The organism is Paragemmobacter straminiformis (assembly GCF_014243445.1).
GTDB classification, from domain to species: domain Bacteria; phylum Pseudomonadota; class Alphaproteobacteria; order Rhodobacterales; family Rhodobacteraceae; genus Paragemmobacter; species Paragemmobacter straminiformis.
Genome location: NZ_JACLQD010000001.1, coordinates 928,842 through 952,337, shown reverse-complemented (window position 1 = coordinate 952,337; position 23,496 = coordinate 928,842). Strand labels below are relative to the sequence as shown.

The following is a 23,496-nucleotide window of genomic DNA, read 5'->3' as shown; positions in this document are numbered from 1 at the left end:
ACCGGAAAGGGACTGGCCAAACGGGCCGCACGGGGGGTCAATTCGACAGGGTCAGTGTGCTGAGTTGCCAGATGCTGTAGCCGTAGACCGCTTCGGAGCGGTAGGCGGGGTCGGCATCGTAGGGGTAGACGATCCAGAGCGGTCCCTTGTCGCGGCGCGGGAAGGGTGCCCCGTCGATGGAATAGGCGACGATCGGCGCGTCATCCGACAGGCTGTCGAGCGGGATCGTCACGGAATAGTCGTTCAGCGCCGTGGCGGTCAGCGTGCTGCCCGAGGCGCCGACCGTTTCAAGCAGGGTCTTGAGCGGCACGCCGGAGAACAGCTTTTCCCCGTCGGTCCATGTCGTTGTGGTGACGAAACTTCTGGCAGGCAGGGCGGCGAGCATGTCCATGTCGAAAGCGGCCCCCCCGGGGGTGTTGGTCTGCGACAGGGCGCCCGAGACGGTCAGCACCACCTCGCCCGTGGGGGCGGGGAGGGGGGGAAGGGACGTCTTGGCAAGGGTCGGAAGCGGGGCGAGACCGGTCAGGAGAACGAGGGCGGCACGGGAAAAACAGGGCACTGGATACGCGGACGACATTTCTGGATGGCTCCGAAAGATAAACTATGAGCCAAAAGATAACAAAAGGGGGGGTGCCTTCCATTCCAATTACGGATGCCTTCCCATACAAAAGTATGGTAACCTTGCTACTTGGTCGGGTTTTCCGTGGTGATGGTTGTCATACCGTTGGAAGGCGGTATCCTTGTTTAACTGCTGCTGGCAAAAGGCTGCCGGTCTGGTCCGCTTCTTGCAGACCGGCGCGGTGGCGCAGGCGAACGAATGGAGAGACCAAGCGAATGTCTATGACAGGCGGAAACGGTAGCGGAAAGATCCGGATTCTCATCGCGGATGACCATGAGATGGTTCTCGACGTCTTTGCGATGTATCTTTCCTCGGCTTCCGACATGGAGGTGACGACCGGAAAGACGCTGGAGGAGGCGCTGGAGCATATCACCGCTGCGGGTCCTTTCGATGTCGTTCTGCTCGACCTCAACATGCCGGGCATGAACGGGGTGTCGGGGTTGCGGCGCGCGATCCGCATCAACGGCGGCAAGCCCGTGGCGATCATCACCGGCAACCCGACGCCGCGGATGCTGGACGAGATCATGAACGCGGGGTCTTCGGGAATCGTTCTCAAGACGACGGGCGTGCGGTCGCTGGCCAATGCGATCCGCTTCATGCATGCGGGCGAGCATTACATGCCGCTCGAACTGGTGCGCGAACGGCATAACGCGGGGCGGACGACGAAGAACGGCCGTCTGTCGGACAAGGAGATGATGGTTCTTTCCTATCTGGCCGAGGGCAAGCAGAACAAGGAAATCGCCAACGACCTGAAACTGGCCGAGCCGACGATCAAGATGCATGTGACCAGCATCTGCAAGAAACTGTCGGCGACCAACCGGACGCAGGCCGTGATCGTGGCGCGGGACCTTGGCCTGATCTGAGTCGAGCGGTTTTCGATGGCAAAGGGCCTGCGGCGCTGCTGCGGGCCTTTTTCTTTTGTGCGGAGGGCTGGCTTGGCTGTTTTGCCTGCCGCCTTGGTGCCCTTGCGGGCGGGACGGGGGGCTGTCTGCCCCCCGCGCGGCCTTGCGGCCGCTCCCCCCGAGAGTATTTGGGCAAGGATGAAGGGGCGGGCGCGGGGTTCAGGCGGCTTCGGGGGTGAGCGGAGGTTTGCGCGCCCCTTCGCGCAGAGAGATGTAGATCGCGCAGGCGATCAGGATCGCCACGCCGAGGAAGGTCCAGCCATCGGGGAAATCACCGAAGAACCACCATCCGGCAAGGGTTGCCATGACGATCTCGGTATAGGCGAGCGGGGCGAGGAGCGAGGCTTCGGCATGGTCGTAGGCGCGCACGATCAGGAAATGGCCGACGGTCGCGATGAGCCCGATGAGCAGCAGAAGGCCCCATTGCGGCGGGCTGGGGGCCTGCCAGAAGAACAGCGCCACGGCCGTGGTCAGGGCGGTGCCGATCAGGCTGGTGTGGAAGGTGGTGATGACGGCATGGGTCTGGCCCGCGATGCGGCGCGTCATCAGGAAATAGAGCGCGAGGCTGGTGCCTGCGGCGAGGGCGAGGAAGGTGCCCGGGTTCACCTCGGCAAAGCCGGGGCGGATGATGATGAGCGTGCCGAGAAAGCCGATGGCGACCGCCGTCCAGCGGCGCGGGCCGACGCGTTCGCGCAGCACAAGCGGCGAGAGGGCCGTCACGACGAGCGGCTGGACGAAGAAGATTGCCAGCGCATCGGCGATGGGCAAGAATTTCAGCGCGAAGAAGAACGAGAAGGTGGCCGAGATCAGCAGCGCCGCGCGGAGCGTGTGATACCACGGCCGGTCGGGCCAGAGCGCCCGCACCCCGCCGAGGCGCAGCACGAAGGGCAGGGTCAGCGCCGCGCCGAAAGCCATGCGCGCCCAGACAATCTGGATGATCGGCATGTTCTGGTTGCCAAGGGTCTTTGCCACCACGTCGAGGAAGGGCAGGATCGTCATGGCGGCAAGCATGAGGGCGACGCCGATCAGGCTGCGGGGCTTGCGGCTGGGGATTTTGGTCATGGGCTGTCCGGCAATTGCGCTGTGCGACGCTACGGTGTGGCCGAGGCCATGCCAAGGGTGCGCAGCCAGTCGGCGGTGCGGCGGGCGGCGCTGCCTGCGGCCAGAGGGCGTTCGGACCAGAGGCGCAGGTAGCGCGGCAGGGCGAGGCGTTCGGGAAAGGGGGCGACGAGGGTGCCGCGCGCCAGATGGCCCGAGATGAGATCGCCATGCCCGATCAGCGCACCTGCGCCGTTGACGGTTTCCTCGACCGCGAGGGCGTAGAGCGAAAAGACGGGGCCGCGCGCTGTGATGTTTGCCCCTGCGGCGGCGAGCCAGAGTGCCCAGTCGTCGGACCAGACGGCATCGGACAGGCAGGGGATACGGGCAAGGTCGGCGGGGCCGGAAAGCCGTGCGGCGATGGCGGGGGCGCAGACGGGGAAGATGATGTCGTGCGAAATCGCGCCATCCGGTTCGGGACCGTAGAAAAGCGACAGGTCATAGGGCGTGCGCTTGAGGTTCGGCGGGGATTCCAGCGCGGTGATGGATATCTGGATATCGGGGGCGGCGGCGCGCAGGGCGGGCAGGCGCGGCGAGAGCCAGAGTTGCGCGATGGCGGGCAGGGTTGCGATATGCACGGTGCGCGGGGCGGCGGCGCTGCGCAGCGATTGCACGGCCTGGCCGAGGGCGTCGAAGGCATCGGTGAAGGCGGGGAGCACCGTCTGGCCGAGGGGTGTCAGCCGCACCCCGCGCGGCGTGCGCTGGAAGAGCGCCGCGCCGAGCGTGGCTTCGAGCGCCTTGACATGGGCGGTGATGGCCCCCGCCGTCACGCCCAGTTCCGCTGCGGCAAGCGCGAAGCTGCCGAGGCGGGCTGCGGCCTCGAAGGCGCGCAGGGCCGTGAGCGGCAGGTCCTTGGGGCGGGGCGGGGTGACGGGCATGGGGTTCGCGGCGCCTTAGGCTTAGGTTTTCTAAGGCTAGAATTCCGGAAAACTGATTTGCGTGCAAGGGCGGGGTTTGCTTGGCTGCGGGAAAGCCAAGGGGAGATATGCCGATGACCGCCCGATTGATCCGCCGTGACTGGGTGCCTGCCGTTTGCGAAGATCTGATCGCGGGGGTGGCGGCCGGGGTTGCCGCAGCACCCGATGCGGCGGTGGAGGCGCGGATCGAGGCGTTGATCGAGGGCAATCTGGCGATCCATGACCGCGAGTGCTTCAACCTGAACCCCGCGACCAACGTCATGAACCCGAGGGCCGAGGCAGCACTTGGGCGGGGGCTGGGATCGCGCCCGTCGCTTGGCTATCCGGGCGACAAATACGAGATGGGGCTTGAGGCCATCGAGGAGATCGAGGTCATCGCGGCCGAGCTGGCGGCCGAGGTTTTCGGGGCGAGCCATGCCGAGATCAGGGTCGGGTCGGGGGCTTTGGCGAACCTTTACGGTTTCATGGCGCTGGCAAAGCCGGGGGATGCGATCATCGCGCCGCCCTCGACGGTGGGCGGGCATGTGACGCATCATGCCGATGGCTGCGCGGGGCTTTACGGGCTGGTGACACATGCCGCGCCCGTGGATGCGGACGGCTATACGGTGGACCTTGACGGGCTGCGGGACTTGGCGCTGCGGGTGCGGCCCAAGGTCATTACCATCGGCGGCAGCCTGAACCTGTTCCCGCATCCGGTGCGCGAGGTGCGCGCGATTGCCGACGAGGCGGGGGCCAAGGTGCTGTTCGACGCCGCGCATCAATGCGGGATCATCGCGGGCGGGGTCTGGGCGAACCCCTTGGACGAGGGGGCGCATCTGATGACGATGAGCACCTATAAAAGCCTTGGCGGGCCTGCGGGCGGGCTGATCGTCACGCGCGAGGCAGAGATTGCGCGGCGGCTCGATGCCATCGCCTATCCGGGGATGACGGCGAATTTCGACGCGGGCAAATCGGCGGCGCTGGCGATCGGCCTGCTGGACTGGCGGGCGCACGGGCGGGCCTATGCGCAGGCGATGGTGGATGTGTCGCGGGCGCTGGCGGGGGAGTTGGCGGCGCTGGGCCTGCCCGTCTTTGCCGCCGGGCGGGGGATGACGCAGAGCCACCAGTTCGCCATCGAGGCGGCGGGATTCGGGGGCGGGCAGGCGGCGTCAAAGACGCTGCGGCGTGCGGGGTTTCTGGCCTGCGGAATCGGGCTGCCGATTCCCGCGGTGGCGGGCGACCTGAACGGTTTGCGGATCGGGACGCCGGAACTGGTGCGGCGGGGTGTGACCGTGGCGCATACAAAGGCGCTGGCCGCGCTGATCGCCGAAGGGTTGCAGGCGAACGATCCGGCGACGGTGGCCCCGCGCACTAAGGCGTTGCGGGCCGGGTTTCAGGGGCTGCATTTCATCCGCGCCTGAGGGCGGCGAAAGGCTTTTCCGCCAAGGCGTTGCCGCGATGCCGTGCGAAACGGAACGACTGCGGCGGCGCGGGACGGGCGCGGCAGGCGATTGAAACCGCAGGTTGAGCCGTGGTGCGGTTTGGCCGAGGCGCAGGGCCGCCGCATGGCATGCCTTACGGCAGGGCGGGCGGAAAAATTAGGGAATTCACAAAAAAAACCTTGCCTTGAATCCGGTGTTGCGCGTTCTTTCGGGGCGAATTGCAGCGCGGCCGGAAGGTTCCGGTCAAACCGTGGGGGCGGGTAAAGGTGCAGTTCGACATGTGTGGTACGAGGTGAACATGTTCGAAATGACGTCCCCTGTTTCCGGTGCGTGGCATCGGTCCTGTCGCAGAGACGCAAGCGTCGCGACGTTTCCCCGAAAAACCCATCCCTGACCACGGCAAGGTTCGGGTCCGGCCTGTCCGGCACCCGGTTTCGCGTCAGTAGCAGCAAGGGTCGGCCTGTCATGGCCGGCCGGTATCGCTCCGGTTCCGGAGCCCCCAGTTTAGAGAGTATGTGCGTATGACAACCTACTACATCGTCGCTTTCAACGCCCCGGTCGGGACTGTCGACCCCGGCAACGTCAACGGCTTTCCGCAGGTGAATGCGGGGCTGATCACGGCCAAGCCCGGTGATGTGTTCATCGTCGACAACGGCTTCAGCTCGAACACGATCATCCAGATGGCCAACGGGCAGACCGGACCGGTCGAGGTGCAGTTCAACCAGAACGTCACCGGCCTGCCCTTTGTGAACCAGGGGGCGATCACCTTCTTTCCGGGGGTCGAGGCGACGGTCAAGATTGCGGCGGGCGTGGATGCCGACGGGGTGCAACTGCTGGCCTCGTCTGCCAAGGCGATCAACGTGGTGGCGGGTGACGGGGCCAAGGTGGGGCTGATCGTCGGCTCGGCGGGAACCGATACGGTGACGGCGGGCAACGGTGTGACGTTCAACGGCGTCGTCATGTGCGATTCCGAGAAGGCGACGGTGACGGCGGGCGACAACGTCACCTTCAACCAGCAATTCACCCTGAATGCGCATTACACGACGATGAACGTGACCGCCGGAGATGGCGCGGTGTTCAACTGCGATGTGAACATGGCGGGCCATTTCGCGGACAAGAGCCTGACGCTGGGCGACAATGCCACGGTCAAGGGCACGGTTTGCATGTTCGGCGACGGATCGGCGGCGGACACGAACCACATGACCTTTGCCGCGGGCGATGCCCTGTCGGTCACGGGCACGGTTGCCATGGCGTCGAACTATGCGGTGGCGTCCTTTACGGCGGGCGACAACTCGGCGGTCGGGGGGGCGGTGGACCTGCACTCCAACTACAGCGACAACACGGTGACGATGGGCCTGAATGCGGTGGTCGGCCAGTCGATCTATCTGCATTCGAACTATAGCGACAACGACCTGACGCTGGGAACCGCCGCCAAGGTGGGCGGCGCCGTGTTCATGAATTCGAACTACAGCGACAACGTCTTCCTGCTGGGCGCGAACAGCGCCATCGGCGCTTCGGTCTACATGAATTCGAACTACAGCGACAACGATTTGCTGGTGGGGGACAACACCGTCATCGGCAAGCTGGGCTGCGGGTCGATCTGCATGAACTCGAACTTCGCCGAGAACTGCCTTGCCATCGGTGACAACGTGACGGTGAAGGGCGACGTCAACCTTGGCAGCAACGAGAGCTTGCAGCTTATGCAGGCGGGCAACAACCTGAACGTCACTTGCAGCATCGTGCTGGGGGGCTGCAACGACCAGAACGGCGTGGTGATCGGCGACAACCTTTATGTCGGCGGGCATATCGTCGGGTCGAACAACCAGACCCGTGGCGAATACATCAAGGTGGGCGACAACTGGTTCGTGCTTGGCAACATCGCCATGAACGGGGGCAGCGACAACCTGATCCTCGGCCAGCCTGCGGCGCAGGATACGGTGATCACCGCCGACGGCCTTGGCGGCAACGGCATCCGTGTCGAGGCCCCTGCGGGCAAGGAGCTGGCCTTTGCCTCGGCGGCGCTTGCTGCCGGATGGGCGCAGAATTCGGACGGGACGTGGAGCCCGACCGCAATCAACCAGGCGTTCACCTTCGAGAGCATGCATTACCAGTTCTACTGGTTCGACCGCGCCGCCAACGTCGCGGCGGCACCGGATTTCAGCGTCTGCGAGATCTTCGCCAAGCCGGATGGCGTGGTGAACGGGACCGATGGCAATGACCTGATGCCGGTTCTGTTCCCCGATGCGCAGGGCGACCGGATCGACGGGCCGGACGGGCTGAACGACACGATCCTTGCCGCAGGCGGCAATGACACGGTCTTTGCCGGAGCGGGCAATGACAGCGTCGATGGCGGCACGGGCAACGACTCGATTTCGGGCGACGAAGGCGATGACGTGCTTGTCGGCGGCGAGGGCAACGATGTGCTTTCGGGTGGCACGGGGGCCGATACGCTGGACGGTGGCGCGGGCAACGACACGCTGGCCGCAGGCGGCGGTGACGTGCTGGTCAAGGCTGGCGCGGGCGACGATGTGGCCATCGTGACCAACGGGTTCGGGACCGGAACGCTTTACGGCGGGGACGGCACCGATACGCTTGACCTGACCACGGCGGGCGGGGGTGTGTCGATCACCTATACGGGCGCGGACAGCGGCACGATCACGCAAGGCGCGGGGCGGGTGACCTTCGAGAGCTTCGAGAAGATCCTGCTGGGCGGGGCGGACTATACGATTACCGGCACCGAGGGCGACGACAGCTTTGCCGGAGGGGCGGGCAACGATGTGCTGATCGGCCGGAACGGTGCCGACCAGCTTTCGGGTGGACAGGGTGACGATCTGGTCCGGTCGGGTTCGGGCGTCGATGCCTATGACAGCGGCTTGCCCAACATCAACCTGCCCGACGCGCATCCCTTCGACGACGCGGATTCGGTCTATGGCGGTGCGGGCAACGACACGGTGCTTGCCGGAGACGATGCCGATCTTGTCTATGGCGGGACGGGCGCGGACCTGATCGATGGCGGCATCGATGCCGATGCGCTGCTGGCCGAGGACGGGAATGACACGGTCATCGGTGGCGAAGGGTCGGACTATATCGAGGGCGGAGCCGGAAACGACCTGATCTATGGCGGTCTGTCGCAGGGCAACGTTCCCTTTGCCGCCGCCGATGCGACCGATCCGCTGGCCTTCAACGACCAGGACGCCATTCTTGGCGGCGCGGGCAATGATACCGTCTTTGGCGGTGATGACAGTGATTACCTGTCGGGCGACGAGGGCAACGATCTGCTGAACGGCGGTCTTGATGCCGACACATTGGTCGGCGGAACCGGGCATGACACGCTGACCGGCGGCGACGGGGCGGACAGCTTTGTCTTTGTCGCAGGTGGCCAGATGACGGTCACCGACTTCAACCAGAGCGGTTCTGCTATCAATGATGGCGACCCGTCGAACAACGACTGGATCGACCTGACCTCGTGGTACTCGTCCCTCGCCGAGGCGGTGGCCGACTATCGCGACGACGGGGTGCTGAACCAGTCCTTCGGCGATTTCAGCGACAATGCGTCGATGGATGGCGGTTCGATCACTCTGCTGGGGGTTGCAACCCAAGGGTTGAGCTACGATACGACCTTGCTCGTCTAAGGCTGCAAATCTGCGCAAAAGGCGGGGGGTCATGGGCGAAAGCCTGTGATCCCCATCGTTTTGCAGCCGGTCGGCAGTGATTCGTTTTGCCACAAAAGCAACCCGAAGCTGCAAGGCGGCCTTGCAAACATTGGTCTGTGCGGCCCCGACCTAAGTTTGGGCGGCAGCGCCTTCGTCAGGGCAGAAAGCGGGGCGCGGGGTGAAGTTTTTGCGGCCAAACCGCGGCGCGCCATGTTGCGGCCGGATTCTGTCGCAGTTCCGCCACAATCCAAAGCTGTGTTGCAGTGCAGCAAAACTGCCGGGGCAAAGGTGCTGCCAAGACCCTGCCCCCGGGTCCATTGCCGGACCCGTGTGACCTGTAATCGGTGCAATCTGTTTTTCACACACTCAGGGGATTACTTTTATGGATCGTCGCGAACTGATGCGCGTCATCGCCATCGCCACGGGTCTGTCGCTAGCGGCAGCCGGGGCATCCGAAGCAGGACAGAAGGGCAACGGGAACGGGAACGGCAAAGGCGGTTCCGCCGCTGCCGAACACTCCAGCTCGGACTCGGGGTCATCCGAAGGCGGACAGAAGGGCAACGGGAACGGCAACGGCAACGGGAACGGGAACGGCAATGGCGGTTCCGCCGCTGGCGAACACTCGAACTCGCAGGGGTACGAGAAATCGGACAACCCGAAAGCTGCCGGCGGGCCGGAAAACCCGGGCGTGGGCAACCCGCACGCCTACCACGGCTGAACCTGACCGAACCAAGCCGGTCCGGGCGCGGGTGACCGTGCCGAGGTCCGGCGAAGAAGCTGCCTTTTCCGAAGCGAACCGAAGCTGACCGACGGACCTGCACCGCAGGCGCCGGCCGGAGGCGGCTTGCTTCGGAGGGGCGACCGTCTGGCCAAGGAGTGCCGAGGAATGACCCCGTTGCAACGTCTGGACCTGATCATGGCTGCCGATTTCACGGTGGCAGGCGATATGGGCCGCAGGCTGGCGCAGGAAATCCGTCTTTTGGCCGGGCAGGGGCTGGGCATCGGCCTGTTGCAGGCGGTGACGCCCGACAGCGGTGCCTGCATCGCCGCGGAAATACAGACATGCCTGCGCCGTGGGCTGGCGCGCAGGCTGGGCGCGGACGAGGCCGGAGCGGGTGCCGCGCGGATGATCGTCCATGCGCCCGCAACGCTTGAGATTGACCGCTTCGGGCTGCCCTGGGACGGGCTGCGCGAGGTTGCGGTGGTGTGCCACACGCCTGCGGATGTGATCCAGCGGGCGGGATTTGGCCCGCATGTGCGGGTGCGCCGCCATGCGGTTTACGGAGAATTGCGCCGGACGGCGGGGCGCAGGCCCGGGCCCTTCGGGCGGACATGGCTTCCGGTGGCCGAGGCGCTGCCGGTGCCGGACATGCCCAAGCGCCGCAAGGCCGTGGGCTGGATCGGCACGGCGCCCGAGGTGGCCGGTCTGGAAGAGATGGATCACATCGCGCTGGACGGCTGTGACCTGTCGATCGACCGGCTTGTGGCGGGGATCGACGTGCTGGTGCTGCGCGAGGCGGCCGATGCGCTGGTGGCGGCGATGCTGGCATCGGGGCGTGCCGTGGTGGCCGATCCGGGCCTGCGGACGCGCTATGGTGCGGGGCCGGTCTATAGCGGCGATCCGGCGACCGGTGTGGGCGTGGCGCTTGCTGCCGCGCCGCAACATGGCACGCATGCGGCGGCCTATGTGGCAGCCTGCCGGGCGGGGCCGGTCGCGAAATATGGCAAGACCCGCGCCTTGCCCGCCGAAGCGCCGCAGCGGCCGATCCTGTGCCTGTCGTCGAATGGCGTGGGTGTCGGGCATCTGACGCGGCTTCTGGCCATCGCGCGGCGGATCGGGCCTGCGTCGGAGATCGTCTTTGCCACACAGGCGCAGGCGGTGGGCGTGGTGGAAAGCTTCGGCTATCCGGTGGAATACATCCCCTCGCCCGGTGCGGTGGGCGGCGATTTCGGGTTGTGGGATACGTGGTTCGCGGCCCATCTGGGGCGGATCATCGACCGCTACGACCCCGCCTTGGTGATCTATGACGGCAACCACCCGTCGGACGGGTTGATGCGGGCCGTCGCCTCGCGCCGCGATTGCCGTCTGGCATGGGTGCGGCGGGGCATGTGGGGTAAGACGACAAGCGCCTTCATGGCCAATGCGCGCTGGTGCGATCTGGTGATCGAACCGGGCGAGCTGGCGGCCGAGCGGGATGACGGTGTGACCGCCCTGCTGCGGGACGAGGCGTTGCAGGTCGATCCGATCCGGCTGCTGGAACCGGGCGAGTTGCTGGCGCGCGATGCGGCGGCGGCGGCGCTGGGGCTGAACCCCGCGCGGCCTGCGGTGCTGGTCCAGCTTGGGTCGGGGTATCAGCGCGACCTTCTGTCGATGCTCGACCAGATCGTGGCCGAGCTTGCCAAGGTGCCCGGTTTGCAGATTTGCGTGGCGGAATGGGTGAACGGGTCGGTGCCCCTGACGCTGTGGCCCGATGTGACCGTGCTGCGGGGCTTTCCTCTCAGCCAGTATATCCGCGCCTTCGACTTCTGCATCTCGGCGGCGGGATACAATTCGTTCCACGAGCTGATCGGCTTCGAGGTGCCGACGATCTTTGTCGCCAACCGCCATCCGACGATGGATGACCAGTACGGGCGGGCGAAATTCGCGCAGGACAATGCGGCGGCCTTCGAGATTTCGGAAACCGACCTGCATGAATTGGCCGAGATGGTGCCCCTGCTGATGCAGGACGCGGCACGCAGCTATCTGGCGGACCGGTGCCGCGCTTTGTCGCGCCCGAACGGGGCAGAGGCTGCGGCTGCGGCCTTGGTCGAGCTGGCAGGGATCGCGCCGCGTCTGGCGCTGGCGGCGGAATAGGACAGGGGCGGGGACCATGAACCGGATCGAGCTGATGGGACGTGTCGAGCAGCTGCACCGCGCTTCGCAGGCGCTGCACGGGCTGGTGCAGAAGAGCAGCGGCAAGACGGCGCGGGTGGTGACGCTGGGGCCGAGGCTGGCCCCAGTAGCGCGGGCGGCAGGGGCGCGGGCGGCGGGGGCGCGGGCGGCGGTGGCGGTCGGGGATGTGGCCGATGCCGGCTGGCCCGCGGCGGTGCTGCCGGATGTGCCGATGGTGGCGCCCACGGGCTTTGGCGCGCTGACCCAAGGGTTGGGCGCCTGCGAGACGGTCGCCTGTGACGTGACCGGTTTGCGCGGCGCTGATCTTGATGCCGCCGTGTCGGCCATCGTGCAGCAGCAACGGCAGGGCGCTGCGCTGCGGCCCGTGTTCCTGACCGATGCGCGGGACTTTTCGGCGATGTCGCAGCGGGGGTTCGTGGTCGAATTCCTGCCCCGAGGGATCGAGGATGCGCGGCGGGATTTCATCGCGCGGAAATGGGGCGTGGACCGTTGGGTCGATCTGCGCGACGTGCGGGCCGCCGTGGTGACGCCGGAACCAAAGCCCGCGCCCGTGGCAAAGCCTGCGGCCGTCGCCGCCCCCGCAAAGCGCAAACGCGCGGCGGTGATCGCGTGGGATCTGGGGCACAATCCGGTCGGTCGGGCGATGGTGATCTATGATCTGCTCGAACGCGATTGGGATGTGGAATTGATCGGGCCGATCTGGTCGCGGTTCGGCGGCAAGGTCTGGGGTCCGATTGCGGGAAGCAACCGCAAGGTGCGGGGCTTTGCCTGCAAGAGCATGGAGGACTATTGGCCCGCCGCCGTGGCGATGGCTTCGGCGGCGGATTACGATCTGGTCGTCGCCTGCAAGCCGCGGCTGCCCTCGCTTTTGCTGGGTGCGCTGATCAAGGAACGCTGCGGCTGCCCGCTGGTGCTGGATGTGGACGATTTCGAGCTGTCCTTCTTCCCCGACGAGACGAGCGCGCCGCTTGATGATCTGGCCGCCGCAGGGGTTGATGCGCTGCGCGAGCCCTATGGCGAACTGGCCACGCGGGCGGCCGACGGGATCGTGCGCGATGCGGATGCGGTGATCGTGTCGAACATGGCGCTGCGCAAACGCTTTGGCGGGATCATGGTGCGCCATGCGCGCGACGAGGCCGACTTTCACGCCGACCGTTTCGACCGTGCCGCCGAGCGGGCGCGGATGGGGATGGCGGATGACGATTTCGCGCTGGTCTTTGTCGGCACGGCGCGGGCGCACAAAGGGGTATTCGACATCGCGAAAACCCTGGCCGCGCTTGAGGACAAGCGCTTCGTGCTGCATCTGGTCGGCACGATCACCGACAAGCGGATCAGGGCGGAACTCGACAGGCACAAGGGCGCGCGGATCGTCTATCACCCCGATTGCGCCTTTGAGGATTTGCCGTCGAACATCGTGGCGGGCGATGCGGTCGTGCTGTTGCAGGACAAGGTGCATCCGATCAGCCAATACCAGATTCCGGCCAAGGTATCGGATGCGGGGGCCTTTGGTCTGCCCATTCTGGTGACCGATGTGCCGCCCTTGCGCGACCTTGCGCTGCAAGGGATGGTCGAGGTGATCGAGGCAGACGGTCTGGCCGAACGGCTGACCGCGTTGCGGGCCGAGCGGGACGCGGGCATGGCCCATGTCGGGCGGCGGGCGGTGCGCGAGGCCTTCGAGCAGGAGCTTGGCTTCCGCGTCAACCGCGAGCGGCTGGAACTGGCGATTGCGCGGGCGGCCGAGGCAGGGCCGGGCCTGCCGCCGAGTTTCCGCAAATTGCTCGACATTGCCGAGCGGGGCTATGCGGCGCTGCGGCCTGCGGCTCCGGCGGTGGTGGCAGAGCCTGCGGCGGATGCCTTCGATCTGGTGATGTTCTGGAAGCAGAACGACAGCGGCATCTACGGGCGGCGGTCGGATATGATGATGAAGCATCTGGTCGCCTCGGGGCGGGTGCGGCGGGTGTTGCAGCTGGATGCGCCGATGGAGGTGCAGGATCTGGCAAAGCTCGCGGACCCTTCACGCGGGTCGGCGGGGGCGATGGTGCTGGGCAATACGGTCGCCAACCAATACGGGCTGCGCGACAGCGGGGCGATGCGGGCGCGGACCTATCTTTGGGATCGCAAGGGCAAGCGGTCGGTGTTGCCCGGGGTGGGCAGGTCGCTGGCCGATTATCCCGCATGGGTCGAGGCGCAGATGACGGCGGCGGGGATCGATGCCGCCAATGCCTATGCATGGGTCTGCCCCGTGGTCTTCGACTTTCCGGCGGTGGCGGCGCGGATCCCCTTTCGGGGGATCATCGGCGACCTGATCGACGACCAGCGCAATTTCGCCATGTCGGATGCCTATCGCCCGAAGATCGCGGCAAGCTACGAGGCGACGCTGCCGCTGTTCGACCTGACCTTTACCAATTGCGCGCCCGTGGCCGAGGCCTTTGCGCCCCTTGCCGCCGATATCCGCGTGGTGCCGAACGGGACCGAGCGGGTGGCGCAGGGGCTGGCGGTGCCCGAGATGCTGGCCCGGCTGCCGCGCCCGCTTGCGGGCTATGTCGGCAACCTGCGCGACCGGATCGACTGGGGCCTGATCCGCGCCACGGCGTTGGCGATGCCGGATGTGCATTTCGCCATCGTCGGCGGCGGTGCGCGGGCAGAGGATACGGCCGAGGTCGAGGGGCTGCCCAACGTGACCTTTACCGGAGTGGTGCCCTATGACCAGGTGCATGGCTGCATCGGGGCTTTCGACGTGGCGTTGGTGCCGCATCTGAAGAACGCGCTGACCACAAGCATGAACCCGCTGAAGGTCTACAATTACTTCGCGGCGGGGCGGCACATCGTGTCGACCGAGGTCGAGAATGTGGATGCCGAACTGCTGCCCTATATCCGCTTTGCCGACGGGGCCGAGGCCTTTGCCGCACAGTTGCGCGATGCCTTGGCCGCCCCCGCGCCGGGGGGGCCGGAGTATGAGGCGGTGCTGGACGGTATCACTTGGGACGCGCGGGCCGCTGCGGTGCTGGCGGCGATCGACGCCCATATGGGAGCCTGATCCGTGGAAGTCGTGCTGACCGGCACTTTTGACGTGCATAACTATGGCGACCTGCTGTTTCCGCTGATTGCGGCCGGGCGGATGGCCGAATGGGGGGTGACGGTAAGGCCCGCTTCGCCCACGGGGCGCGGGGTGGTCTGGCGCGATGCCGTGACGCCCGAGCCGCTGATGGAGGCGCTGTTCGGCCCGCGCGGCTATGACGGGGTGCTGATCGGCGGCGGGAACATCATCCACGCGCGGCCGGTGACCCTGCCCGATTATGCGGAATGCGCGGAATGGGCCTATGGGGCGCTGTGGCTGGGGGCGGCGCTGGCTGGCGCGCGGCGGGGGGTGCCGGTGCTGTGGAACGCGCCGGGGGTGCCCCATGCATTCGAGCCGCGCGAGGCGGGGTTTGTGGCGGCGGCACTGGCGGCGAGCGGCTATGTGGCGGTGAGGGATGCGGCGAGTGCGGCCTTTCTGGCGCCGTTTCAGGCAAGGGTGGTGCCCGATACGGCGCTGGGTCTGGCGCGGCTTTGGCCCAAGGCGGGTCTGGCGGCCGATTTCCGCCGGATGGTCGAACGGACCGGAGCGGATGGCGCGGCGCGGTTTCTGGCGGTGCATGTGAAGGCGCGGTCGGTCGCGGGGCCGGTCGAGGGGCTGGCACCGCTGCTCGACGCGGTTTGCGCCAAGGCGGGGCTGGTTCCGGTGCTGATCGGCATCGGGGCGTGCCACGGGGATGACGTGGCGACCGACCGGCTTGCGGCCGCGATGACGGGGCCGCGGGTGAACCTGTCGCGGCCCGAGGGCCTGCGCGAGATCGCGGCGGCGATTGCCTTTTCGCAGGGCTATGTCGGCGCGTCGATGCACGGCTATGTCACGGCGGCGGCCTATGGCGTGGCAGGGGTCATCGTGGGGCGTCCGAAGCTGGTGAAGATGGCCGGAGTGCTGGCCCATCTGGGCCGCCCGCAGGACGAGGTGGCGGATTGGGCGGCGGCCCTGGCCCTGACCGAAGGTTTCGGCCCGCGCGAGATGCCCGCATCGGTGACGACGGCGCTTGACGCGCATTGGCGCGCATTGGCCGAGGCGGTCTTGCGGCCCGTGCCGATACCGGCCCCGGTGCCTGCCCCCGTGCTGGCGGCGGAAAGCTGGTTCAGCCGCTTGCCGATGGCAAGCTAGCGGCGGCCCTTGCGGGCGGGGTCGATCTTGTTGCCGCGCGGTCCGGTGAGGACGGGGGTTTTCTGCGCATTCTCGTCAACCAGTTTGCGCCAGCGGTCGACGCGGGCGGCATCGAGCGTGCCGTCCTTGACTGCCGCCAGCACGGCGCAGCCCGGTTCGTGCTGATGGGTGCAGTCGCGGAAGCGGCACTGCGGGGCAAGTTCGGTGATCTCGGCAAACAGCACGTCGAGGCCGGCCGCCACGTCGCTGACATGCAGGGTGCGCATTCCGGGGGTGTCGATGACCCAGCCGCCGCCCGCGATGCGGTGCAACGAGCGCGAGGTGGTGGTGTGTCGCCCCTTTTCGTCAGAGGAGCGGATGTCGCCCGTGGCCTGCGCCGTATCTTCGTCATGCGCGGCGAGCGTGTTGAGAAGCGTCGATTTGCCCACGCCGGACGAGCCGACAAGCGCCACGGTTTGCCCTGTGCCGCACCACGGGGCAAGGATGGTCGCCGCCTCGGGGGATTTGCCGTTGAGGAAAACCACGGGCAGGTCGCGTTGCAGGCTTGCCGCCTCGCGCTGGAAGCGGGCGGGGTCTTCGGTCTGGTCGGCCTTGGTCAGGACGATGACGGGGGTGGTTCCGGCCTCGTTGCAGAGTGCCAGATAGCGTTCGAGGCGGGCGGGGTTGAAGTCGTCATTGCAGGAGGTGACGATGAAGAGCGTGTCGACGTTGGCGGCGATGAGCTGCTGGAACTTGGCCCCTTCGGTCCGGCGTTGCAGCAGGGTGCGACGGTCGAGGCGGCGGGCGACCAGATGGGTTTCGGGCGCGGCCAGAACCCAGTCGCCCACGGCGTAATCGGCGGTGTTCAGCTTGATCGGCAAGGACAGGCGCAGCGGGCCGTTCAGGCCCACGGCCCCCATGCGGGCGCGGTGGACCGTGGCGATGCGCAGGGGGATCAGCCCCGCGTCATCGGTGCCGATCTGGTCGGCAAAGAAGGCCGACCAGCCGAGTGTTTCCAGCGTGGTGTCATCGGTGTGTGTCACGCTGTCTGCATGGCGGGCGGGCGGGACGGATGCAAGGATTATGTGTCCGCAGGGAAGCCGGCGCGGATGTGGCGGCGCAGATCTTCGCGCGCCTGCGGGCCGGTCGAAACGGGGGCGTTGGCGGGCAGGGCGGGGGCTCCCGATTCGCGGGGCGGGGCAGCCCCAAGGTGCGCGGCAGGCCGTTCGGGTCGGGGTTCCGGTCGCGGTGCGGCGGCGGGAACGGCAGGATTTACCCTGTGTTCGCAAGCCGCTGGCCTGCCGATGGTGCGAAACCCTTCCAGACGAGGTTCGGCTTGCCGAGACGCCACGTTGCGCTAACATTGCGCATGCGGTGGCATACCGAACGGCCCGTAAGAGGACGAGAGGGCGCCGCATTCTGTGGGGGATGGTCACTAAAGATGAACGCTTCGGATCCTTTCAATCCCGAGCAACTCGACCGTGTGTTGAACGCGGTCGAGGGGGTGCGGCACAAGCTGCCGGAAGGCGCGTTGCGGGCGTTGGCGCAAGAGGTGATCGAACGGGTCGCCAAGCAGCGTCCGGCCACATCGGTTGCACCCGAAGGCGAGATTGCCACCCTGTGCAAGGCGCTGCTGTCCGACGACCGGCAGGCGGCTGCCGATTTCATCCTTCATGCCGAGGCGCGGGGAATCGGGCATGATGTGCTGTGCCTGTCCTACCTTGCCGTGGCGGCCTCGCGTCTGGGGGCGATGTGGGACCGTGACGAGGTGTCGTTCCTGCAGGTGACCGTGGCCGTGGGCCGGATCTATGCGCTGATGCGCAGCCTGCGCCGGTCAATGCCCCTGCCGCCGCTGAACACGGGGCGGAGTGCCACCTTTGTTTCGGTGCCGGGCGAGGACCACACGCTGGGCGTCGCGATGGCAGCCGAGCTTTTGCGGACCAAGGGCTGGGATGTGCATTTGCTGCTGGGGCTGGGGCACAACAAGCTGGTCGACGAACTGGCCGCCACGCCGCCACGGCTTTTGGGGATTTCGACGGGGGGCAAACGCTCGCTTCTGTCGCTGACGCGGTTGCTGGTCGCGCTGAAGATCAGCATGCCCGAAATGCGGATTCTGGTCTGCGGGCAGATCGACCCTGCGGATGTCGATCTGATCGGGATCAGCGGGGCGGACAGCGTGGCCCTGAGTTTCGATGCGGCAGAGGCCGAAATGGAGCGGTTGGCGGCGCTTTCGACGCTGTGATCCGCCTGTCGGCGCACATGTGCGAAAGAGTCCCGTTGCTTTTGAAACCCGCGACGTCTAGCGATGCTGCAAAGCGGCATAAGTTTTCCTGCTGCCGCATTCTTCGGGAGAGAGGACTGAGCCTATGACCAATGTGGTAATCGTTTCGGCGGCGCGGACCGCGGTGGGCAGCTTCAACGGGTCTTTCGCGGCAACCCCCGCGCATGAGCTGGGCGCTGCCGTGATCGAGGCCGTGGTGGCGCGTGCGGGCGTGGACAAGGCCGAGGTCGAAGAGACGATCCTTGGTCAGGTTCTGACCGCCGGTCAGGGCCAGAACCCCGCGCGTCAGGCGCATATCCGCGCCGGTTTGCCGAAAGAGGGCAGCGCATGGTCGCTGAACCAGGTCTGCGGGTCGGGCCTGCGGGCGGTGGCCCTGGCCGCGCAGCACGTGCAGCTTGGCGATGCGCGCATCGTGATCGCGGGTGGTCAGGAAAGCATGTCGCTGTCGCCCCATGTGGCACATCTGCGCGCGGGCCAGAAGATGGGTGATCTGAGCTTTATCGATTCGATGATCCGCGATGGGCTGTGGGATGCGTTCAACGGCTATCACATGGGCCAGACCGCCGAGAACGTAGCCAACCAGTGGCAGATCAGCCGCGACGTGCAGGACGAATTCGCGCTGCAAAGCCAGCTGAAGGCCGAAGCCGCGCAGAAGGCGGGCAAGTTCAAGGACGAGATCATTCCGTTCATCGTGAAAACCCGCAAGGGCGAGACGGTGGTGGATGCCGACGAATACATCCGCCACGGCGCGACGCTCGAGTCGATGCAGAAGCTGCGCCCCGCCTTTGTCAAGGACGGGTCGGTCACGGCGGGCAATGCCAGCGGCATCAACGACGGCGCCGCTGCGGTCATGGTGATGAGCGTGGAAGAAGCCGCCAAGCGCGGGCTGACGCCGCTGGCGCGGATCGCCTCGTATGCGACTGCCGGGCTTGATCCGTCGATCATGGGCGTGGGGCCGATCCATGCAAGCCGCAAGGCGCTGGAAAAGGCGGGCTGGAAGGTCGGTGACCTTGACCTTGTGGAAGCGAACGAAGCCTTTGCCGCGCAGGCCTGTGCCGTGAACAAGGACATGGGCTGGGACCCGTCGATCGTGAACGTGAACGGGGGCGCGATTGCCATCGGCCACCCGATCGGCGCGAGCGGCGCGCGCATCCTGAACACGCTGCTGCATGAAATGGGCCGGAGCGGGGCCAAGAAGGGCCTTGCCACGCTGTGCATCGGTGGCGGCATGGGCGTTGCCATGTGCCTTGAGCGTGCCTGATTTTCTGCGGACGCAATGACGCAGGTGCAAAATGGACGCGCAATAATCTTGCGCGTCCTTGTTCGTTTCGGTAACGGTATTTCAACAGCATAGGTCTTTCAGGGAGGAAAGCATGGCGCGTGTGGCATTGGTGACGGGGGGGTCCCGCGGCATCGGGGCGGCGATTTCGGTGGCGCTGAAGGCTGCCGGATACAAGGTCGCGGCAAACTATGCCGGAAATGACGAGGCGGCGGCCGCTTTCACCAAGGAAACCGGCATTCCCACGTTCAAATGGTCGGTGGCCGACTATGACGCCTGCGTCGAAGGCATCAAGCGCGTCGAGGCCGAGGTCGGCCCCGTCGACGTTCTGGTGAACAACGCAGGCATCACGCGGGACGCCATGTTCCACAAGATGACGCCGCAGCAGTGGAAAGAGGTCATCGACACCAACCTGAACGGTTTGTTCAACATGACCCATCCGCTGTGGTCGGGCATGCGTGACCGCAAGTTCGGGCGCGTCATCAACATCAGCTCGATCAACGGGCAAAAGGGGCAGGCGGGGCAGGCCAACTATTCCGCCGCCAAGTCGGGCGATCTGGGCTTTACCAAGGCGCTGGCGCAAGAGGGCGCGCGGGCGGGCATTACCGTCAATGCGATCTGCCCCGGTTACATCGCGACCGAGATGGTGAAGGCCATCGACGAAAAGGTGCTGGCCGAGCGGATCATCCCGCAGATTCCGGTCGGGCGTCTGGGCGAACCTTCGGAAATCGCGCGGACGGTGGTGTTCCTTGCCTCGGACGATGCGGGCTTTATCACCGGGTCGACGATTTCCGCCAATGGCGGGCAGTATTTCGTCTGAGTTGCTTTGACAGGATTGCGAAAGGCCCGTGCGCCGCGCGGGCCTTTTCTTTTCATGGCGAACGGTTACAGGTGGTGCGGCAAAAATCCTCGAAGATTTTTGCAAATTTCTTCGAAGAAATTTGCGGGGCGGGATGACCAGTTCAAAGGCGACGGCAATCGGGTTTTCGGCGGTGCTGATGTGGTCGCTGCTGGCGCTGTTCACCATCGGGTCGGCCCCTGTGCCGCCGTTTCTGCTGAACGCGCTGACCTTCGGCATCGGCGGGACGCTGGGGCTGGTCTGGACCTTGCGGAACGGAATCGGGCGGCTGCGGGGGATTTCGTGGCGGGTCTATGCCTTCGGGATCGTCGGGCTGTTCGGCTATCATGCGCTTTACTTCACCGCGTTCCGCATTGCGCCTGCGGCCGAGACGGGGCTGATGGCCTATCTTTGGCCGCTGTTCATCGTGATCTTTGCGGGATTTCTGCCGGGCGAGCGTTTGCGGCCGCTGGCGGTTCTGGGCGCTTTGGTTGCCTTTGCCGGGGCGGCGCTGATCGTGCTGGGGCGCGATGCGGGCGGGGCGGCGACGGGCGCGGGGCTGGCGCTCGGTTTCCTGTGTGCGCTGACTTGGGCGGGATATTCCACGCTGTCGCGGCGGCTGGGCGATGTGCCGACCGAAAGCGTGACGGTCTATTGCATCGGCACGGCGATCCTGTCGCTGGCGGTGCATCTTGCCGTGGAGGACACGCTTTGGCCCCAAGGCACGGGCGGCTGGCTTGCGGTGCTTGCGCTGGGGATCGGGCCGGTGGGGGCCGCGTTCTTTACATGGGATATCGGGATGAAGAAGGGGGACATACAGCTTTTGGGTGTCGCCTCGTATGCGGCGCCGCTGTTGTCTACTCTCGCGCTGATCGGGGCAGGCGTCACCAGCCCGTCATGGACCATCCTTGCGGCGGCCGTCCTGATAACCGGAGGGGCGGCGCTGGCAGCCAGAGCGAGTGCTGTCGCTAGATCCGGGGCCAGCGCCGCGGGCTAGAAGCCCGATTAGCCTTGAAGGCGGTTCATTTCTTCCTTGAGCTTGAGCTTTTGCTTCTTAAGCTCGGCAATCCGCATGGCATCCGAGCCGGGGCTTCGCTGCTCGCGTTCGACCAGATCCGAGAGGGTCTCATGCTTCCGACGCAGTTCCTGCAGATGCGAAGCAATCGTCATGTCCATCCTCCTGTTTGGTTCCAGATGGGACCAGTGCAACACAGAAGATGAGTCGTGTCACGAAATTGTCTTACAGACTTTCGGACAGTTTGAAGCGGATCAGCGGAACGCAGCCGACAGGTCGGCGCCATCGCGCAGGACGGCGTTTGCGGCGGGGGTATAATTCTCGCGGTCGCCATCATGGGCGGGGCCTTGGTGCAGCACGAAGGGCGGCAGCAGGCGGAAGGCGGCACGTCCGCCCTTGCGGGCGCGCAGGATGAGGCGCGGCGCCTCGCGCCCGTCGCGGGGGGCGAGGGGGAGGACGAGCGGCGAGCCAAGCTTGGGCGGCAGGGCGGCAAGGGCTTCGGGCAGGTTGGGGGTCGAGAAGATCATCGTCAGCCAGCCGCCGGGGTTCAGCCGCGTGGCGGCGGCGGCGACCCATTCGGCAATGGGGGTATTGGTGCGCAGGGCGGTGTCGCGGACGGCGACGGGCGAGGGAGAGCCTGCCGCGTGGTAATAGGGCGGGTTGGCGATGACATGGTCGAAGCCACGGCGCAAGGCGCGCGGGATCGCTGCGATATCGCCGCATTCCACCTGCATCGCCACGCAGTTGCGGGCCGCGTTGCGGCGGGCGAGGTCGGCATATCCGGGTTGCAGTTCCAGACCCGCAAGCGACAGGTCCGGCACGCGGGCGGCAAGGCAAAGCGCGGCAGCCCCCGCCCCGCAACCGAGGTCGAGCACCGATTGGCCGGCGGTGGCGGGGCAGGCTGCGGCAAGAAGCACGGGGTCGGTCGCGGCGCGGTAGCCCTGACGCGGCTGCAACAGGCGCAGGCGGCCCATCAGGAATTTGTCGTCGGAGAGCGCCTCGTCCGGGAAGATCATGCGCGCGCCCTCAATCGCGGCCCGTGGGGATGTCGAGGTCGCGCAGGATGGCCGCCGCCATGAAGTGATCGGCATCGCGCACCATCAGGCGGCGCGGCAAAATGCCGAGGGATCCGTCGAGGATGCTCATGTGGACGTCCAACTCGAACACGTCTATACCCTCGCCCGACAGAAGGGCCGAAGCATAGGCGATGACCGTGGGGTCGGTGCTGCGCAGAAGTTCTTTCATGGGCAAGAGTTAAGGGCTTCGCACCGGTGGTGTCGAGGGTGCTTCGGGGGTCGGGGGAAGATGGGTTTGATGGACGCTTCGCAGAAACCGCATGACAGGCTGGCGGCGTGGCTGGCCGACGACATGGCGGCGGTCAATGCGTTGATCCGCACGCGGATGGCAAGCGAACATGCGCCGCGTATTCCCGAGGTGACGGCGCATCTGGTGGAAGCGGGTGGCAAGCGGTTGCGGCCGATGCTCACCCTGGCGGCGGCGCGGCTGTGCGGCTATGCGGGCGACAACCATGTGAAGCTGGCGGCGACGGTCGAGTTCATCCATACCGCCACGCTGCTGCATGACGACGTGGTGGATGAAAGCGAGCGGCGGCGCGGGCGGCCGACGGCGAACCTGCTGTGGGACAACAAGTCGAGCGTTCTGGTGGGCGACTACCTGTTCGCGCGGTCCTTCCAGTTGATGGTGGAGACAGGATCGCTGCGGGTGATGGACATTCTGGCGAATGCCTCGGCGGTGATCGCGGAGGGCGAGGTCTTGCAGCTCACGGCGGCGCAGGATCTGGCGACGACCGAGGCGATCTATCTGACGGTGGTGCGCGGCAAGACGGCGGCTTTGTTCGCTGCGGCGACGGAAGTGGGCGCCGTGATTTCGGGCGTGCCCGAGGCGCAGGTGCTGGCCTTGCGCGATTATGGCGATGCGCTGGGGATCGCCTTCCAGATCGTCGATGACCTGTTGGATTACGGCGGGACCGATGCCGCCATCGGCAAGAACACCGGCGACGATTTCCGCGAGCGCAAGCTGACGCTGCCGGTGATCAAGGCCGTGGCCAAGGCCGATGCCGAAGAGCGGGCCTTTTGGGTGCGGGTGATCGAAAAGGGCGACCAGCACGAGGGCGATCTGGCCCATGCGCGGGCGCTGATGGCCAAGCATGGCGCGATGGAGGCCGCACGGGCCGAGGCGCTGGCATGGGTCGCCAAGGCGCGGGCGGCTTTGGCCGTGATGCCCGAGCATCCGCTGCGCGCGATGCTGGACGATCTGGCGGGCTATGTGGTGGCGCGGATCGCTTAAGCGCGGGGTTGTGGGCTTCGCCCCAATGGCGGTCCAGACATGTTGCACATCGGCAGGGATTGCACCGTGGCCCCAAGCCACGGTGCGCGCCCGACCCGCCCC

At 66.4% G+C, this 23,496-nt stretch carries 19 protein-coding genes; 12 read left to right on the top strand and 7 right to left on the bottom strand.

Going from position 1 to position 23,496, the window contains the following annotated elements; all coding sequences use genetic code 11:
* Positions 1-37: 37 nt before the first annotated feature.
* Complete coding sequence (locus tag H7F16_RS04460) at positions 38-559, bottom strand: putative pterin-binding protein (protein WP_338401958.1); 522 nt, start codon at positions 557-559, stop codon at positions 38-40.
* A 281-nt stretch (positions 560-840) separates the two neighbouring features.
* On the opposite strand from H7F16_RS04460, the gene H7F16_RS04455 reads away from it, so the two are divergent.
* Positions 841-1,482 carry a response regulator transcription factor gene (locus tag H7F16_RS04455; protein ID WP_185796318.1) on the top strand — a complete coding sequence of 214 codons (642 nt, stop codon included), beginning with the start codon at positions 841-843 and terminating at the stop codon, positions 1,480-1,482.
* Between the two features lie 198 nt (positions 1,483-1,680).
* Here the strand turns inward: H7F16_RS04455 and H7F16_RS04450 are convergent, their stop codons facing one another.
* Both H7F16_RS04450 and H7F16_RS04445 read right to left on the bottom strand, forming a co-directional pair.
* On the bottom strand, positions 1,681-2,583 hold the full coding sequence (locus tag H7F16_RS04450) for a DMT family transporter (protein WP_185796317.1): 903 nt from the start codon (positions 2,581-2,583) through the stop codon (positions 1,681-1,683).
* Positions 2,584-2,612: 29 nt separating this feature from the next.
* Positions 2,613-3,497 (bottom strand): LysR family transcriptional regulator, encoded by an 885-nt coding sequence (locus H7F16_RS04445; protein WP_185796316.1) that lies wholly within the window; start codon positions 3,495-3,497, stop codon positions 2,613-2,615.
* Between the two features lie 113 nt (positions 3,498-3,610).
* Here H7F16_RS04445 and H7F16_RS04440 point away from each other — a divergent pair, with 113 nt between their 5' ends.
* From H7F16_RS04440 to H7F16_RS04415, 6 genes are all read left to right on the top strand, one after another.
* Positions 3,611-4,936, top strand: coding sequence for a serine hydroxymethyltransferase (locus tag H7F16_RS04440; protein ID WP_185796315.1), 1,326 nt, complete (start codon positions 3,611-3,613; stop codon positions 4,934-4,936).
* Between the two features lie 542 nt (positions 4,937-5,478).
* Positions 5,479-8,589 (top strand): calcium-binding protein, encoded by a 3,111-nt coding sequence (locus H7F16_RS04435; RefSeq protein ID WP_185796314.1) that lies wholly within the window; start codon positions 5,479-5,481, stop codon positions 8,587-8,589.
* Positions 8,590-8,992: 403 nt separating this feature from the next.
* Positions 8,993-9,328 carry a hypothetical protein gene (locus H7F16_RS04430; RefSeq protein WP_185796313.1) on the top strand — a complete coding sequence of 112 codons (336 nt, stop codon included), beginning with the start codon at positions 8,993-8,995 and terminating at the stop codon, positions 9,326-9,328.
* Between the two features lie 168 nt (positions 9,329-9,496).
* Positions 9,497-11,464 carry a glycosyltransferase gene (locus tag H7F16_RS04425; RefSeq protein ID WP_185796312.1) on the top strand — a complete coding sequence of 656 codons (1,968 nt, stop codon included), beginning with the start codon at positions 9,497-9,499 and terminating at the stop codon, positions 11,462-11,464.
* 16 nt (positions 11,465-11,480) lie between these two features.
* Positions 11,481-14,540: a glycosyltransferase gene (locus H7F16_RS04420; RefSeq protein WP_185796311.1), complete on the top strand. Its 3,060-nt coding sequence runs from the start codon at positions 11,481-11,483 to the stop codon at positions 14,538-14,540.
* Positions 14,541-14,543: 3 nt separating this feature from the next.
* The gene (locus tag H7F16_RS04415) at positions 14,544-15,695 is read left to right on the top strand and encodes a polysaccharide pyruvyl transferase family protein (protein ID WP_185796310.1); all 1,152 of its coding nucleotides are present in this window, start codon (positions 14,544-14,546) and stop codon (positions 15,693-15,695) included.
* Here H7F16_RS04415 and rsgA read toward each other — a convergent pair.
* Positions 15,692-16,594: a ribosome small subunit-dependent GTPase A gene (gene rsgA, locus H7F16_RS04410; protein ID WP_422121104.1), complete on the bottom strand. Its 903-nt coding sequence runs from the start codon at positions 16,592-16,594 to the stop codon at positions 15,692-15,694. The two genes, H7F16_RS04415 and rsgA, sit on opposite strands and share 4 nt — an antisense overlap.
* A 521-nt stretch (positions 16,595-17,115) precedes the next feature.
* Here rsgA and H7F16_RS04405 point away from each other — a divergent pair.
* The 4 genes from H7F16_RS04405 (at position 17,116) to yddG (ending at position 21,069) form a co-directional block, all read left to right on the top strand.
* A complete protein-coding gene (locus tag H7F16_RS04405) occupies positions 17,116-17,916 on the top strand; it encodes a cobalamin B12-binding domain-containing protein (protein ID WP_185796308.1) in 801 nt (266 codons plus the stop codon).
* 124 nt (positions 17,917-18,040) lie between these two features.
* A complete protein-coding gene (locus H7F16_RS04400; RefSeq protein ID WP_185796307.1) occupies positions 18,041-19,216 on the top strand; it encodes an acetyl-CoA C-acetyltransferase in 1,176 nt (391 codons plus the stop codon).
* A 112-nt stretch (positions 19,217-19,328) separates the two neighbouring features.
* Positions 19,329-20,054, top strand: coding sequence for a beta-ketoacyl-ACP reductase (gene phbB, locus H7F16_RS04395; protein ID WP_185796306.1), 726 nt, complete (start codon positions 19,329-19,331; stop codon positions 20,052-20,054).
* A 133-nt stretch (positions 20,055-20,187) separates the two neighbouring features.
* The gene (gene yddG / locus H7F16_RS04390; protein WP_185796305.1) at positions 20,188-21,069 is read left to right on the top strand and encodes an aromatic amino acid exporter YddG; all 882 of its coding nucleotides are present in this window, start codon (positions 20,188-20,190) and stop codon (positions 21,067-21,069) included.
* A gap of 8 nt (positions 21,070-21,077) precedes the next feature.
* On the opposite strand, the gene H7F16_RS04385 is transcribed toward yddG, so the two are convergent.
* The 3 genes from H7F16_RS04385 to H7F16_RS04375 form a co-directional block, all read right to left on the bottom strand.
* Positions 21,078-21,242, bottom strand: a complete 165-nt coding sequence (locus tag H7F16_RS04385; protein ID WP_185796304.1) for a DUF465 domain-containing protein — start codon at positions 21,240-21,242, stop codon at positions 21,078-21,080.
* A gap of 99 nt (positions 21,243-21,341) precedes the next feature.
* Positions 21,342-22,100 (bottom strand): tRNA1(Val) (adenine(37)-N6)-methyltransferase, encoded by a 759-nt coding sequence (locus H7F16_RS04380; RefSeq protein ID WP_422121103.1) that lies wholly within the window; start codon positions 22,098-22,100, stop codon positions 21,342-21,344.
* 13 nt (positions 22,101-22,113) lie between these two features.
* A complete protein-coding gene (locus H7F16_RS04375; RefSeq protein WP_185796302.1) occupies positions 22,114-22,332 on the bottom strand; it encodes a putative signal transducing protein in 219 nt (72 codons plus the stop codon).
* Between the two features lie 60 nt (positions 22,333-22,392).
* Between H7F16_RS04375 and H7F16_RS04370 the strand changes: the two genes are divergently transcribed.
* Positions 22,393-23,394 carry a polyprenyl synthetase family protein gene (locus tag H7F16_RS04370; RefSeq protein ID WP_185796301.1) on the top strand — a complete coding sequence of 334 codons (1,002 nt, stop codon included), beginning with the start codon at positions 22,393-22,395 and terminating at the stop codon, positions 23,392-23,394.
* Positions 23,395-23,496: the final 102 nt, after the last annotated feature.